Genomic DNA, 15,012 nt, shown 5'->3' with positions numbered 1-15,012 from the left:
ATGGTTAAAAAAGAATTAAGCTTAAGAAGAAGAGTTTTATTTATACTGTTAACAGGTGTTTTTACAGTCGTTATAATTTCTGTATTAGGTGAAGTTTTGGTTCGCAATTTTTATCCTCAAGTGATAATGGGGCCCAGAGTAAAATATTCTGAGAAATATGGCATCATTTGGCCCAAAAATGAGGTGATAACGAATGAAATGCCGGGTAGGTGGAAATTTACCTATACAACCAATGAGGAACACTCGCGCGGAAAAGCTTTGAGTGTTTCGAATGTATATGACAAAGATAATATCGTTGTTTTAGGTGATTCCTATTCATTTGGGCAAGGTGTTAATGATAATGAGGAATATCCTACTGTGTTGGATCAAAAGTTGAATGATCGATATAATGTAATTAATTTGAGTGTGTCGGGTTGGGCGCTGACTCAACAAATAAGGCGATACTACGAATTTGGACAGTTGTATAATCCCAAACTGGTGATTCTTCAATTTTGTGAAAACGATCCTTGGGGGAATTTGTATTTTAAAGTCACCGACATTGAGGATGGTCGATTTGTATTTCATAATTCAAATAGTTCGGCAAACAAATTGAAAAGAATGCTGTCGAATTCATTTATTCAATATAGCTGTCTTTATAGTTTGGGACGATCTTTATTTAGCGGTTCATTTTTGAATAAAAAAATGCTTAATAATGCTATGGGGGAAACGACCAAAGCGGATAGGCAAAGTATTAAAAATAAGAGAGAAAAATTTTATGCTGAATTGCTGGATCTTTTCTCCAAAGATTTAAAAGCTAAAGGAATTCCTTTGTTAATGATAGCGCCTAATAGGGAAATTGATCTTTTCCCGGGAATTAAAAAAGAGGTAACCCAATTGGATTCCTTAGGGTATTTGACTTATTATGAAACGGAAGATTGGTTCAAAGATAATATTGATTATAGCTCACCGGAAGGACATCATTGGGGAACAAAAGGCCATTATGTTATAGCTGAGCATTTGGCAGAGATTATTCGTTCAAATAAATTATCATTAAAATAAATATGAAGATAAGTGATTTTAAAACGGACTGGACCAATTCTGAAGCTGATTTAAAACAATGGGATGAGTTTTTAAGAAACAATCCCAGAGGGCACTGTCAGCAAGTGAGCCATTGGTTGTCGTCATTTAAAATATACTGTCTGGATTTTGAGCTATTATTGGTGAAAGATTCAAACTCGAAGATTGTCGCCGGGCTCGGAGTTGTCATCGTCGGAATTCCCTTTTTTCGAGTTTTAGTAGCACCCAGTGGCCCCATTATATCCTCGGGATTCGAAGATTTATTTGAGCCGATATTGAAATTGTTTTTAGACAGAGCAAAGGCCAAGAAAGTTTTTTATTGTCATATTAATGTGCCTGTTCTGAAAGATGATAACAGACTCCTTAGAACTTATTGCCTGAGTAATATTCCGAAGGAAAGTGTTCTTTTTACCGGTAAAGCCGGGAACGAATTTATACATGTTTATGGTATCAATGGCCTTAGGCCCGTTTATATAAAATATAACGAGGAACTCAGTCCTTACGAATATGTGTTCAGTAAGTTTAATTCAAATACGAAAAGAAATATTAAAGCTGCATTTAAAAATAAGCTTGAGTTACGGTATGCAACCTCTGAAGTTGACGTAACAGCAGCTTATAATGTGATTGAAAGGAATGCTAAGATTCAGGGTTATGATCTCAGGTCATGGGCTGATTCAAAGCGTATGATCATGGGAATGATAAAAGAAAATTTGTGTGTTGTTCCTTGTTGTTACTCCAATGGAGTTCTTAAAGGTGCCTTAATTGTTTTTGACATCGGTCAGCGATTAACCTATGTATATGGTGGTATTATTAGAGAAAAAAAGGACTTGAAATTGGGGCATTTTATGCACAACGAAATGATTAAATTGAGTATAGAAAAAGGCTATGAATTCTATGATATATCTGTAAATGGAAGCGAGGGAGTCACTCGCTTTAAAAAAGGATTCGATGGCAATCATGTCGAATTTATAGGAAATAGATACTGGGTTTTAAATAAATTGAAGTTCTCCTTTTATAAAAAGTTCAACTCTCTCATCGTTAGAAATAAATTTCTAATTGCTAGAATATTAAAGTGGCGTGTTTTATAGGTCTTAATCTTATTATCATGAGAAAAATAATTTTATTGTTTACATTCTTATTTGTTGTTGCTTCATTTTTATCCTGTCAGAAGAATAAAAATAATAACGATGATCCCGGAAATATTCCTGGAATGGGTGATGCCGGAGGAGAATTAGAGGTTGAAGATACTTTGTCTTTCCCAATGGAATCGTTTTTTGTAGGAGATATTACCGGCTGCGAAGCTAATGTTATACCAACAGATAATCCTGTAGGCTCAGGTGGAGAATGGGTTATTTTAGATTTCTCAATAGAAAATAAAACGGATAAAGATGCTAATTTTTATTTGTTGGGAGGTAGTGTTATTGAGTGTCAGGAAGAAAACTATCAACACGCAATTTGTATACAAAGGCTTGATATTTTAGTCGAAGCTGAAACAACGAAGAATTGTAAATTGTTAGTTTACTGTATAAATAAAGGCCGGAGTGGTAGTAGTCCTGACATTACCTATTTAATCAAAGGTGTTTCAAGTTCAGATCGCATGATGAGACTTGTTGATGCCTTAGAGGATAAAAAAATTGATATCAGAGAGTATCTTCCTGACAATAAGAATGAGTTTAAGGAAATATCTAAAACAATTCAGGATATTGTTTGGGCTATAACCAATGGATCTGGTCTGAGTGATGAGGATTGGACATTTATCAATTCATTGCCTCTTATTGAAAAATAAATTTATTCGAATTAAATTAAAATCTATTATAAAATCTTACCTGCACATAGGGTTGGGATATTAATATAACCAAACCCCCTTGACCAGTATTTCTTATTGTTTTGGACTTCTCTTTTGAAAGAGTTTGACTTTCAAATCCTTGACAATATAGATACAAACCTCTTTAGATAGATACCCTAATGAAAGATAAACATCTTTTAAGTTTAAGCTTATGGCATTTTAAGGTCATAAAGCCGGGTATGTTTTTTTTAAGATTATGCTGATTGAACCTTAAGCGATTAGTCTCAGAGATAATCTGTTAGTTATTCAACCTTTTATGTGTTTAAATTATGAAGAAAATTAAATTTCTTTTTGTTGCATTGTTATGTGTTTCAATAGCACTTGTATCATGCCAAAAAGATGATTCTAAAAGTAACAAGGAAGAGCCTGGAAAGATCCCTGGAATGGGAAATGCGGGAGGCAAGCTAGAAGTTGTGGCTCCTTTTGTTCTGCCGGATGGGATTTCATTAGTAGGTGAGATTAGAGGATCTAGTGAAGATCCGGGGGTAGGAAATAATCGTCCATATGGCATGGATGTAATAAAGTTAAAAAGCGATTACATTCCTACTTTGGGTTCCGGCGGACAATGGTTGGCACTCGACTTAATTTTCGCAAATGCCACTTCAGTTAATCAAGATGTTGTTATCCCTGCAGGATGTGTTTTTGAAGCCCAGGAGGACGGGTATCAGCATGGTATCGCTTTGCAAGATGTTCGGATACATGTATTGGGTAATGATCAAATACAAATCAAGTTGTACCTGTATTGTATCAATAAAGGCATGGAAGGCAGCTCCAGTGTTGTGACCTATGTTGTTAGAGGGGTTTCAACGTCTGAATGGATAATGAAACTTACCGAGGCATTGGAATATAAAATGATTGATGTAAGTGAGTTTTCTCCGGAAGAAATGGATGAGTACAACAGAATTACGAACGCCATTCAAGATATTCTATGGGGAATAACCAATGGATATGGCGTTAATGATAGAGATTGGGATTTTATCAATGCATTAAGAGACAAAATTAACGACGTTTCACCTTGATTTTCTATTCGATAGATTATTGGGGTTGATTTTTTGAATATTTTTTTAACCAACTAAATATAATAGCTATGAAGAGAATTTTAAAGTATCTGGCTCTGTTTCTAATAGTTGGAGCAGTTTTGCCTGGATGTGATAAACAGAATTCAGATGAGTTTTCGGAATTTATCGACTCATCGAATGTGAAGACACTAAAAAATGGATTTGTTGGTGAATGGATGCCAATGGAGAATCCAATGTGGTGGTATAGCGATGGAACAGGAGATATTGAGATGTGTAAAGAAGAAATGGTTCTGCCTTTCTTTGATGCAGGAATGGTGCATTTGTTTAATGACGACACCTATATGTATGTTCAGGTTAATGCTGAAGAGGGTTGGGGAATTCGTTATTTTTCAATGAATATATGGCCCATTGGGGATCCTGATATAAATCACGACTATACCTCTTTCCCATATCAGATGACATTTCCATATGGAGAATTTCCAAGTTCTATGACTTATAAAATTCCTTATGACGAAGCATGGGGAGACTGCTTTATTTTGAATATCAAACTACTGCTAAGACACGATGATGGAACATGGCATTTTTGGTGGCTAACCAATGACAATGTGGAAAACAGTAGAGATTTCTACCTCGATTATTGTTGGAACGATTGTGATTGTACGCCGGATGGTTACCGAACACAAACCCAAGGTGGATGGGGATCTAAGCCAAAAGGAAATAATCCTGGCATGTATCGTTCAATGCATTTTGATGATGCTTTCCCTTCAGGTTTAACCGTAGGAGGTGACTATACTTTACTTCTAAATTCATCACAGGCTGTTCAAGATTTCCTACCTTCAGGTGGAACACCGGCTGCTTTAGATATGGATTATGAGGATCCTACCAATAAGGAGTTGAAGAATGTTTTTGCAGGGCAGGTTGTTGCACTAACATTGAGTGTTGAATTTGATAAAAATGATCCTGATTTTTCAGAATCAGATTCCCTGTTGGAAGATTTGGTTTTTGCTGAAGGAACCGGTTTTGAAGGTTATACTGTAGGTGAAATTTTGGCTGATGCCAATAAAGTTTTAGGCGGTGGCGTTTCGGATTATGGGTTTAGCTTGAATGAATTGAATGAAATAATTGATGCAGTGAATAATTCATTTGTTGATGGAGAAGTTAATGAAGATTATTCCATTTTAGTTTGTCCATAACTGTAGGTTAAGTAGACAGGATAAGAGGCTATTTTTATAGCCTCTTTTTTTGTGTCTAAAACGAGCTGAAGTTTTGTTTAAATTCATGAATTTGAGAATATAAGCTCGATTTAAATAGTTGATGAATGTTGTCATATTCTACAATGTTTGTGGTTTAATTCCCCAAATTAATGTTTTTGATTTGGGATTTAATAATAGACGTAATTAGATGTTGTGTAAGAAAGATTCTCATTCTTAGTAGTTTATGGGTTTGGTTTGATTTGGCGTAAATTTCCAGAAAAAGTGGAATGGAAATTGAAATAGACGATGATCAATATTGCATATGAAATTTAAAATCAGTGTCTATTTATTCAAACTTTTAAGAAAATCATGGATTAAATTCATCAACAATTATTCGGTCTTAATGTAATAAAAATAACTATTCGTAAGGATTGAGTTGTTTTGATGAAAATTTATTGTTTTTGTTTAATGACTAGTGTGAATTACAATTTAAACTAGTTTGAATTTTTTTTGAGAAGAATTAGGAGCATTTAGTGAAGTTGAAGGAAGTGTTGCTTTAATAGTGTTCTTAGTATGGATGTGTAAATGTGTTTGCGCATTTATTTAGATGTAGATTTTTTGAGATTGATTTTAATGAAGATTTCATTATGCGATAAGGGCTGAATATCAGTCAGTAATTATTGTTTAAAAACTTTATTAAGATTATTATGAAGAATCTAGTTTATCTGTATTTTATTTCCGCTATTTTATTTGCAGCCTGTGATCAGGCTATTAGCATTGAAGAAGAAATTTTAACACCACCAGTTGAAGAAGTGATTCCGGATCCGGATGAAAACGAAACTGAAACGGGTACCGAGGTTGGAGAAAAGGACCCTATTACTGTGATGCCATACAGTCAAATTCCCGATAAAGATTATATTATTGATTTAGAGCGTTGGGATATTCCTAATGATGGTACAGATCCTGTAAAAACGACAGATAACTTGCAAGCTGCCATTGACTGGGCTTCTGCCGAAGGTTATGGAAAGATTCATTTGCCAGCAGGACATTATTTAATTGGGAAGTTAGGTAATGCAGTTTTCCAAAGAGGGATTAATTTGAAAAGCAATATGGCATTCCTATTGGATAAAGATGCTATTATTGAAATGGCTCCGAATGACAAATGGAATTACTATGTTATCGAAATTAAGAAACAATCCAATGTTGTAATTTCTGGTGGAACAATAATAGGCGATAGAGATAAACATACATATACACCGAATAAAAATGGAAGTGTTTATCATGATGGTGGTCATTTGATTGCAATCATTAATGAAAGTGAGAATGTAACGGTTGAGAATGTCGAGTTAAGCAAGGCTACAGGAGATGGTATTCTTCTTCAAGGATATGAAGGTGAAGGCTCTTTTGTTAAGAATATTGTAATTAGAAAAAACAATATTTTTGAAAATAGAAGACAAGGCGTCTCTATCGTAGGTGGTGTAAACGTATTGATTGAAGAAAACGAGATTCACCATATCAATGGAGTTGCGCCACAATATGGTATTGATGTGGAAAGTGAAATTTATTTTAGCGAAGACATCAAAATTTTGTCTAATTATTTTCATCATAATAAAGGCGGAGATATTGTCAATTTTGATGCAAGGAAATTGCTTATTGAAGACAATGTTTTAGAAGAAGGCGAAGGCAATTCGTATGTAGGCCCTGGAATTGTTTATTACAATAATACCGAACAAATCATCCGTTTTAATAAGATTATACATGTTGCTACCGATGCTGTAAACAAGGATAATGGTATTATTATGTATTCGAATGGTGAGCCTAAAACGAATCATGATGTTACTCAGATATACGAGAATACATGTTTTAATTGCGGTTTTTATATGTATGATGGTGCTGACTTGGAAATTCGTGATAACACATTAACAGATGGTCATTTAATATTCAAAAATATGACTAATCTGACACTTCAAAATAATGTAGTAACACATCCTGATAAGTGTAGAGCTATGATATTTAAAGGTGTTGCCGGATCTGCAAGTGGAAATACACTGAATGGCGAATCTGTTTTGATTCCTTTAAATTCAGAGCCTATCGATGGTTATGGTTGTGATATGTAAGGGATTAAATATATATTCTAGTAAAGAATAGGAATCTAATAAGATTAACTATTCGGAAGCTGATAAAAAAAAAGCATCAAGGTTTTAGAACCTTGATGCTTTTTTTACTGGCGGAGAGGAAGGGATTCGAACCCCCGGTACCTTGCGGTACACGAGCTTTCCAGGCGCGCACAATCGACCACTCTGTCACCTCTCCATTTTGTGAGAACAAAAGTAAAAGAAAAATTGGCACTACAAAATAGCAATGAAGAGAAATCTGGTGGAATATGGATTTAAATGCAGACTAATTCCTTATCGGGGACTGAAATTTTATCAACTTTTGTCATAAGTTTTGATTAGAGAGTTGCATAAAGCATTGAATATCTTTCAAGAGATAATTGGATTCTGACGATCTCTTATATCTTTGCAGCTTGAAAATAAATATGGCTTACTGATCGTGTTTAAAAATGAAGATCAGGTTTAAAAATAAAAAGAATGATTTCAGTTGATGGTTTGGCGGTAGAGTTTGGTGGCACTACCTTATTTAAAGATATTTCCTTTGTTATAAATGAGAAGGATAGGATTGCCCTAATGGGGAAGAATGGAGCTGGTAAATCGACTTTATTGAAGATTATTGCTGGTGCTGACAAACCTACACGAGGACGTATTGGTGCGCCTAAGGATGCGGTAATTGCTTATTTACCTCAGCATTTGATGACCGATAATACGAGAACCGTATTTGAGGAAGCTTCACAAGCTTTTTCCAGAATTTTTGAAATGGAAAAAGAAATCGAAGAGTTGAATCTGGAGATGGCTTCACGTACCGATTATGAATCTGAAGAATACTATCAGTTAATTGAACGTGTTTCAGCTTTAAGTGAGGTGTTTTATTCAATTGAAGAAATCAATTATGATGCTGAAGTCGAGAAGACATTGCTGGGGCTTGGTTTTATGCGCGAAGATTTTGCTCGTCCTACTTCGGAATTTAGTGGCGGATGGCGTATGCGTATTGAGTTGGCTAAAATTCTCCTTCGACAGCCCGATTTAATTCTTCTGGATGAGCCGACCAATCACCTGGATATTGAATCGATTCAATGGTTGGAAAATTTTCTGATGAATTCGGGTAAGGCTGTGATTGTGATTTCTCACGACCGTGCTTTTGTTGATAATATTACGACTCGTACCATTGAGGTAACTATGGGCCGTATCTATGATTATAAGGTGAATTATTCTGAGTATCTGGAATTGAGAAAAGACAGGCGCTTGCATCAGCAGAAGGCTTTTGAAGAGCAACAAAAAATTATTGCTGACAATCAGGCTTTCATCGATCGATTTAAAGGGACTTACTCAAAAACCAATCAAGTATCATCTCGTGAAAAGATGCTTGAAAAAATGGTTTTAGTGGAGATTGATGAGGAAGACACATCGGCTTTGCGTTTGAAATTTCCACCTTCACCTCGATCAGGGAATTATCCTGTTATTGCAGATGGTTTGGGTAAAACTTATGGTGATAATCTCGTTTTTTTGGATGCTAAGTTTACGATAGAGCGTGGAGAGAAAGTTGCTTTTGTAGGAAGGAATGGAGAAGGAAAGTCGACCTTGGTTAAGGCCATTATGGATGAGATTGATTATGATGGTTCTCTGACTCTTGGACACAATACCATGATTGGTTATTTTGCTCAAAATCAGGCCTCACTACTTGATGAAAATTTAACGGTTTTCCAGACGATTGATGATGTTGCAGTTGGTGATATTAGAACCAAAATAAAAGACATGTTGGGCGCTTTTATGTTTGGAGGTGATAATTCAACTAAGAAAGTAAAAGTGCTTTCGGGGGGAGAACGTACCCGTCTTGCAATGATTAAGCTGTTATTGGAACCAGTTAACTTGTTGATTCTCGATGAGCCGACCAATCATTTAGACTTGAAAACCAAGGATATTTTAAAGGATGCCTTGTTGGCATTTGACGGCACTTTAATTCTTGTTTCCCACGATAGAGACTTCCTAAATGGTTTAGTCGATAAGGTATATGAATTTGGTAATAAGAAGGTGAAAGAACACTTGTGTGGCATTGCTGAGTTTCTTGAGACTAAGAAAATGGAGAATCTAACAGAGTTAGAAGTCAAGTAAGAGCCTTTCTTTCAGATAAGAATATTAAGCTTGTAGAATGTGTTTCTGCAAGCTTTTTTTGTTCCTGAGATTTAGTTCTTAATAGTGCAAAAAAAAGACTGTCTATAATAGACAGTCTTTTTTGAAATATTGTTTTCAGTAGATTACTTTACTGAATCCATGTACTGAATTAATTCACATACTTTAGTAGAATATCCCATCTCGTTATCGTACCAAGTAACAACTTTTACGAAGTTTGGAGACAATTGGATACCTGCAGTTGCATCGAAAATAGAAGTACGAGTATCACCGATAAAGTCGTTAGAAACAACAGCATCTTCAGTATATCCTAAGATACCTTTGAATTCGTTTTCTGAAGCTTCTTTCATTGCTGCACAAATTTCAGCATAGTCAGCACCTTTTTCAAGACGAACTGTCAAGTCAACAACAGATACATCAGGAGTAGGAACACGGAAAGACATACCAGTTAACTTACCATTCAATGAAGGAATTACTTTACCTACAGCTTTAGCAGCACCAGTAGAAGAAGGAATGATGTTTTGACCAGCACCACGTCCACCTCTCCAGTCTTTCATAGAAGGACCGTCAACAGTTTTTTGAGTTGCAGTAGTTGCGTGTACAGTAGTCATTAAACCTTCGATAATTCCCCACTTGTCGTTCAATACTTTAGCCACAGGAGCTAAACAGTTAGTTGTACAAGATGCGTTAGAAACGAAAGTCATATCGTTTGAGTAGTCTTTGTTGTTAACACCCATAACGAACATTGGAGTATCATCCTTAGATGGAGCAGACATGATCACTTTCTTAGCACCTGCGTCAATATGACCTTGAGCGCTTTCTTTAGTTAGGAAAAGACCTGTAGATTCAACTACGTACTCAGCACCTACGGCACCCCAGTTAATGTCAGCTGGATTTCTTTCAGCAGTAACACGTACAACATTTCCGTTTACGATTAACTGACCATCTTTAACTTCAACATCACCGTTAAATTTACCGTGAGTTGAGTCATATTTTAGCATGTAGGCCATATAGTCTACATCAATAAGGTCGTTAATAGCTACTACTTCGATGTTACCTTTAGCAACAGCCTGACGGAATACGAAACGTCCGATACGGCCAAATCCGTTAATACCAATTTTAATCTTTGACATTGTGTATAAAGTTTTAATTTATAAACCCTTTGTTTCTTGAATGGCAAAAGTAGAGAAATAAATAAGAAAAAGAGAGGAAAAAGTGAAAAAAAAACATGTGTTTTTTGAGGATGGTGGCATGTTTAGGTCTTGTTTTTCAGGTTGTTATTGAAATTTCTAACGATTGCAATTAAGTGAAAATAAGGCAAAAAAAAATCTCATTTGATGAGATTTTTTATTCTTTATACCGTTTTTAATGTTTTTTGCGTTTCTACTTTAGTATATGCAGGACATTTTTTGTCAGTTGCACAAGAACTTAAAACGGTTCCTACCAAAAGAAGTAGGCATAGTGCATAAAGTAATTTTTTCATAATGTTATTTTTTTCGAATCAGGCTCAAATTTAATATTTCTAGTTTAGACTCAAGGATTATTAAGAAAAACAAAGCAATTTTGTTCAATAATTCGTAAAAGATAATGATATTCTTGTAACTACAGAAATTATCAATCATTTTTGACTTATATTTTGGTCATAGGAATTCGTTACTTCCTTTAAATATTATATGGACTCATCAAACATTAAATTGTATTATCCCCTAAGAATAAGTTTTTTAATCTTGTTCCTGATCTTGGAGACTGGTTTTCTTTTTTCGCAAAATCAGGTCCATTATATCAACGTGTCAGGAAGTCAAATTTCAATTTTTAGGAAGCAAGCTAAGCAATTGGCGCGCTACCGGTTTGATGATGAAACAGGCTTAAAGTTAAAACTTGAAAACTTAAAGTCTTATTTTATTGAGCATGGGTATCTTGAGATAAATGTGGATCGTACCTATAAAGTTGCTGATACACTTTTTGCGGTATTCCATCTGGGAAGACCCTATGTCTGGAAAAATTTAGAGTTGGTTTCTGATAAGAATCTTGCTTCAAGTAAATTAAATTTTGGTTTGAATCAATTTGAGGAATATTCGTTTAATGCTGGTGTAGATAAGCAGGGAGTAATTTTAGAGTATTGTCTGAATCATGGCTATCCTTTTGCAGCTTTAAATTTATCCGAAATTAAAATTAGCAATGGCGAAATTAGGGGCACTTGTAATTTAAACCTTAATCAAGTTGTTGTTTGGGATAGTGTGCTGATCAGGGGAAATGCTCTCATTCATCCAAAATTTATCGAAAATTATCTTGGTATGAAGCCTGGTGAGGTTTATTGTGAAGAAAAATTCGAAGCAATTTCTTCATTGATAGACAAACTTGAATTCGTATCAGAAATTAAACCTGCTGAGCTTGAATTTTTTGATGAAAAGGCTAAGGTATATCATTATTTGAAGAAACAATCGGCTAATCGATTCGATGGGATTGCAGGGTTTCAGAACAACAAAAAGACGGATAAGTTTGAGCTTACAGGTGAGGTTAATTTGGCTTTGGTAAACTCTTTTCATAGAGGGGAACGCATTCATTTTAATTGGCGAAAACTGGAGGAGAGTAGCCAGTATTTGAAAATTGCTTTCGAGTATCCTTATATTTTTAATTCAAATTTAGGGGCTGATTTTGCTTTTCAATTGTTGAAGCAGGATAGTTCTTATGTGAATACGAATTTAAGATTGGGTCTGAACTTTCAACAGGGGGGCAACAGTCATTTAAAGTTATATTATCAGTCGAAAGCTTCAAGATTAATCTCGACTAAACAATTCGTGGGTTTGACTGTTTTGCCTGATTTCGCCGATTCAAAATCAAATTTTCTGGGTTTTCAGTATACATATGAGAAGTTAGATAGATACTATAATCCACTTAGGGGATGGAAACTGATTTTTGATATTGCTGGTGGGCAAAATCGAATCAGAAAGAACCGAAATATTTCTGATGAACTTTATAAAGATATGGAGCTGAATACACGTATTCTTGAAACCTCGTTGAGTTTGTATAATTACATTCCTCTGGGGGCAAAATTTGTTTATCATTGGCAAGCTATGGGGGCGTGGATGGAAAGAAAAAACTATTTTGAAAATGATTTATTCCGTTTAGGAGGCCTGAAGAGTATCAGAGGGTTTAATGAAGATGCCTTTAGAGCCTCGAAATATGCAATTGCAAAACAAGAAATTCGTTTTGTTCCAAGTCGAAATACGAGTGTTTATCTTTTTTGTGATTACGCTTGGTATAAACGAGAAGTCCAGAATGAAATATTTTCTGATCGACCTATTGGGTATGGTTTTGGTTTTAATTTCTCAGCAGGCTCTGGGGTGTTTTCCTTAAACTATGCTTTAGGTAAGCAGGATGGGCAGTCTGTTGACTTTAAATCGGCTAAAATTCACTTTGGTTTTATATCAAAGTTTTAGACCCTTTTTTTTGAATCAAAAATGGCTGAACATGTGAATGAACAGCCATTTTAAACATCAAACTTCAAATTATTAGTCGCGATTTCATCAGTACTTTGATTTAAAATCAACAGTCAAAACTAGTGATAAGTTTGGAGTTTGTTAGTCATTGAAAATAAGTTGTTAAACATAGCGCAAACGTTTGAAATTATTTTATATTTGCAACTACATTAAGGTAGGTGGGCTTTGTTTTTGATATAAAGGCCATATCAACCCAATGGATATCTACAAAAAAACACCCACTAAAATAGTGAGTGTTTTGTGTTTTAAGGCTTTTAGTGATTAGTTAATGTTTTTACAAATCAAATAGAGTCTTATAATCGGTATTGATAAGTTCATCTACTTTTTGGTAGAAAGCTTCCAATTCTTTTTTATTGAGGCCATTTTTTCTCCAATTTTGAAGATTTAGTTTACTTAATTCAAGAATTTTGTTCTCCGTTTTTTCCAATTTTTGCACAATACCCGTCTCCTCCTTGTTGTAGGCGGCTGTCGTATTCATATAATCTTCACCTGCTCCTCTGGCTACGGGAAAGAATCTTTTTTTGAGTTCTAAGGTTTTGCTGCACAATTCAGCATTCTGGTCTTGTTTTGCAGATAGTATTGCTGGTAAGTCAACATTTTTTATGCTCCAGGTTGGAACGGCAACTGATGCCAAAGGAAAACCAAGCAAAGTCCACATGGTAGTTAACTTGGGGTCTTCCTTGTCTTTTACCCCCTGAATAACAAAGGATGATGTTGAGATATAACGATTAATACAGTCTTTAACAACGATAAAGTTATTCTGATTTTCAGATAAATTTTGATAGGACTTTACATCGACTTCGGTCAGGAAATTTTCAAGAGAACGGCATTGGTTTTTAAGAATGAAAGTTGGATCAAGTTGATTGGTTCCTGCTGCTGCAAAGAATTCTTTTTCTGCATTCATATAACGAATATAGCCATAGCCCTCGTTTTCTCTACCTGTAAACGAGTAATTTGCTCTGATGATATATCCGTTTGGGGCTACTTTTTTATCGTTAGCATCAAATTTCACAAAGCCTTCATCATTGGTCTCAAAATATGCTGCACCACCTTTTGCATCTATAACACCAAAATTGGCTTCCAAACCCATTGGTTTTGGAAGGTTTGAAAGCAGATTTTCAAAATCTTCAAGTGTCTTACAGGTTTGCAGGGCTTTTTTCATGATAATACCTTCCTGATCTTTAAAGCTGGCATCTTTATCGGATCTCAGATTAAAAGAAGCAGAGTTCATGATTGCAAAGCCGACTTCGTTGTTGCCACCCCAGATTTGTTCACCATTAGTATCGTTAGAATTGATTAGGCCAACGTAGGTGAATATTCCATCATTGAAAAGGCGTAATTTATTTTGATAGCTTTCTGAGTCGCGATGTTTCCACAAAATAGGACGACCATCTTTGGTCGATTTTCCTGAAATAACTGCTGTGGTACAGGCCATAGAAGATCCATAAGCCAGACCTAAAAGGAAGCTTAAAAGTGTAATGTGTTTAATCAATTTCATTCTAGTGTGAGTTGGTCGTCGAAAACTTTGGTCGAATTTTCGATTGTGTTAGTTATCGGTTTTATTAGGTTGGTTCAGTATATAATTACAGAAAACGATACTCAACAGAGTAATGCCTGAATTAACCCATATGGGCAGAATTGCAGGTAAATATATTTTTAATGCAAAAATTAAAAGAATGGCAATTAGAATACCCATGAAAAATGACGCGAGCAGTTTTTTTCTGTTTTCTAAACGGGCTTCGTTTCCGATCTGTTCAATTTCATCAATGTCGACTTTGAAGTTAAGCATGGCTTCGTTAAAAGCTTCGGCTTCTTTTGTGAAAAAGAGCTTTGTTTTTGAAGACGAAAATTGACCTGCTGAACTGAACTTATATTTTGCCAATAGATCGTAATCCATTTTTTCAACTTTAACGACATCAAGGCGAACAAGAGTGCGCCATTTAAGGGGATTAAGTGAGGTCAAATTCCCCCACCATGATCCCTTTTTCAATGTCATTCCGTATGCATTCGCATCAATAAGCGTATAGCCTCTTGTCTCGTAAAATTTAATAATGTCAGAAACAAGGAGTTTCTTGTTACGCTTGATATTGCAAGTGCTCAATTTTTCCATAATACAATTTTATTGATTACGAAAGATACTTAAAAATTGTTGAT

11 protein-coding genes and 1 tRNA gene are annotated in these 15,012 nt (G+C 35.1%); 8 read left to right on the top strand and 4 right to left on the bottom strand.

The window, feature by feature from the left end:
- The 6 genes from EV201_RS06840 to EV201_RS06815 all read left to right on the top strand — a co-directional run bounded on the left by EV201_RS06840 (position 1) and on the right by EV201_RS06815 (position 7,231).
- Positions 1 to 1,038 carry an SGNH/GDSL hydrolase family protein gene (locus tag EV201_RS06840; protein ID WP_130306861.1) on the top strand — a complete coding sequence of 346 codons (1,038 nt, stop codon included), beginning with the start codon at positions 1 to 3 and terminating at the stop codon, positions 1,036 to 1,038.
- Between the two features lie 2 nt (positions 1,039 to 1,040).
- Positions 1,041 to 2,144: a lipid II:glycine glycyltransferase FemX gene (locus EV201_RS06835; protein ID WP_130306860.1), complete on the top strand. Its 1,104-nt coding sequence runs from the start codon at positions 1,041 to 1,043 to the stop codon at positions 2,142 to 2,144.
- Between the two features lie 17 nt (positions 2,145 to 2,161).
- Positions 2,162 to 2,842 (top strand): hypothetical protein, encoded by a 681-nt coding sequence (locus EV201_RS06830; RefSeq protein WP_130306859.1) that lies wholly within the window; start codon positions 2,162 to 2,164, stop codon positions 2,840 to 2,842.
- Between the two features lie 329 nt (positions 2,843 to 3,171).
- Positions 3,172 to 3,921 (top strand): hypothetical protein, encoded by a 750-nt coding sequence (locus EV201_RS06825; protein ID WP_130306858.1) that lies wholly within the window; start codon positions 3,172 to 3,174, stop codon positions 3,919 to 3,921.
- A gap of 68 nt (positions 3,922 to 3,989) precedes the next feature.
- Positions 3,990 to 5,114 (top strand): hypothetical protein, encoded by a 1,125-nt coding sequence (locus tag EV201_RS06820; protein ID WP_130306857.1) that lies wholly within the window; start codon positions 3,990 to 3,992, stop codon positions 5,112 to 5,114.
- Between the two features lie 707 nt (positions 5,115 to 5,821).
- Entirely contained in the window at positions 5,822 to 7,231 is a 1,410-nt protein-coding gene (locus tag EV201_RS06815; RefSeq protein WP_207224406.1) for a right-handed parallel beta-helix repeat-containing protein, read from the top strand.
- Positions 7,232 to 7,339: 108 nt separating this feature from the next.
- Here the strand turns inward: EV201_RS06815 and EV201_RS06810 are convergent.
- Positions 7,340 to 7,427, bottom strand: a tRNA-Ser gene (locus EV201_RS06810).
- A 278-nt stretch (positions 7,428 to 7,705) separates the two neighbouring features.
- Here EV201_RS06810 and EV201_RS06805 point away from each other — a divergent pair.
- Positions 7,706 to 9,340: an ABC-F family ATP-binding cassette domain-containing protein gene (locus EV201_RS06805; RefSeq protein WP_130306856.1), complete on the top strand. Its 1,635-nt coding sequence runs from the start codon at positions 7,706 to 7,708 to the stop codon at positions 9,338 to 9,340.
- Positions 9,341 to 9,483: 143 nt separating this feature from the next.
- Here EV201_RS06805 and gap read toward each other — a convergent pair whose 3' ends face one another.
- A complete protein-coding gene (gap, locus tag EV201_RS06800; RefSeq protein ID WP_130306855.1) occupies positions 9,484 to 10,491 on the bottom strand; it encodes a type I glyceraldehyde-3-phosphate dehydrogenase in 1,008 nt (335 codons plus the stop codon).
- 654 nt (positions 10,492 to 11,145) lie between these two features.
- Between gap and EV201_RS06795 the strand changes: the two genes are divergently transcribed.
- Complete coding sequence (locus EV201_RS06795; protein ID WP_165389607.1) at positions 11,146 to 12,798, top strand: BamA/TamA family outer membrane protein; 1,653 nt, start codon at positions 11,146 to 11,148, stop codon at positions 12,796 to 12,798.
- A gap of 334 nt (positions 12,799 to 13,132) precedes the next feature.
- Here EV201_RS06795 and EV201_RS06790 read toward each other — a convergent pair whose 3' ends face one another.
- Positions 13,133 to 14,356 (bottom strand): C45 family peptidase, encoded by a 1,224-nt coding sequence (locus tag EV201_RS06790; protein WP_130306853.1) that lies wholly within the window; start codon positions 14,354 to 14,356, stop codon positions 13,133 to 13,135.
- Between the two features lie 48 nt (positions 14,357 to 14,404).
- Positions 14,405 to 14,968 (bottom strand): hypothetical protein, encoded by a 564-nt coding sequence (locus EV201_RS06785; RefSeq protein ID WP_130306852.1) that lies wholly within the window; start codon positions 14,966 to 14,968, stop codon positions 14,405 to 14,407.
- Positions 14,969 to 15,012 lie beyond the last annotated feature (44 nt).

Origin of the sequence: Ancylomarina subtilis, from assembly GCF_004217115.1 — a bacterium.
GTDB classification, from domain to species: domain Bacteria; phylum Bacteroidota; class Bacteroidia; order Bacteroidales; family Marinifilaceae; genus Ancylomarina; species Ancylomarina subtilis.
Note: the sequence above shows the minus strand (reverse complement) of the source record. Positions and strands in the feature narration are given on the sequence as shown.

Coding starts and splice junctions, on each gene's coding strand:
- EV201_RS06820 (WP_130306857.1), top strand. CDS start 3,990: ATGAAGAGAATTTTAAAGTATCTGGCTCTGTTTCTAATAGTTGGAGCA.
- EV201_RS06835 (WP_130306860.1), top strand. CDS start 1,041: ATGAAGATAAGTGATTTTAAAACGGACTGGACCAATTCTGAAGCTGAT.
- EV201_RS06790 (WP_130306853.1), bottom strand. CDS start 14,356: ATGAAATTGATTAAACACATTACACTTTTAAGCTTCCTTTTAGGTCTG.
- EV201_RS06815 (WP_207224406.1), top strand. CDS start 5,822: ATGAAGAATCTAGTTTATCTGTATTTTATTTCCGCTATTTTATTTGCA.
- EV201_RS06830 (WP_130306859.1), top strand. CDS start 2,162: ATGAGAAAAATAATTTTATTGTTTACATTCTTATTTGTTGTTGCTTCA.
- gap (WP_130306855.1), bottom strand. CDS start 10,491: ATGTCAAAGATTAAAATTGGTATTAACGGATTTGGCCGTATCGGACGT.
- EV201_RS06785 (WP_130306852.1), bottom strand. CDS start 14,968: ATGGAAAAATTGAGCACTTGCAATATCAAGCGTAACAAGAAACTCCTT.
- EV201_RS06805 (WP_130306856.1), top strand. CDS start 7,706: ATGATTTCAGTTGATGGTTTGGCGGTAGAGTTTGGTGGCACTACCTTA.
- EV201_RS06825 (WP_130306858.1), top strand. CDS start 3,172: ATGAAGAAAATTAAATTTCTTTTTGTTGCATTGTTATGTGTTTCAATA.
- EV201_RS06840 (WP_130306861.1), top strand. CDS start 1: ATGGTTAAAAAAGAATTAAGCTTAAGAAGAAGAGTTTTATTTATACTG.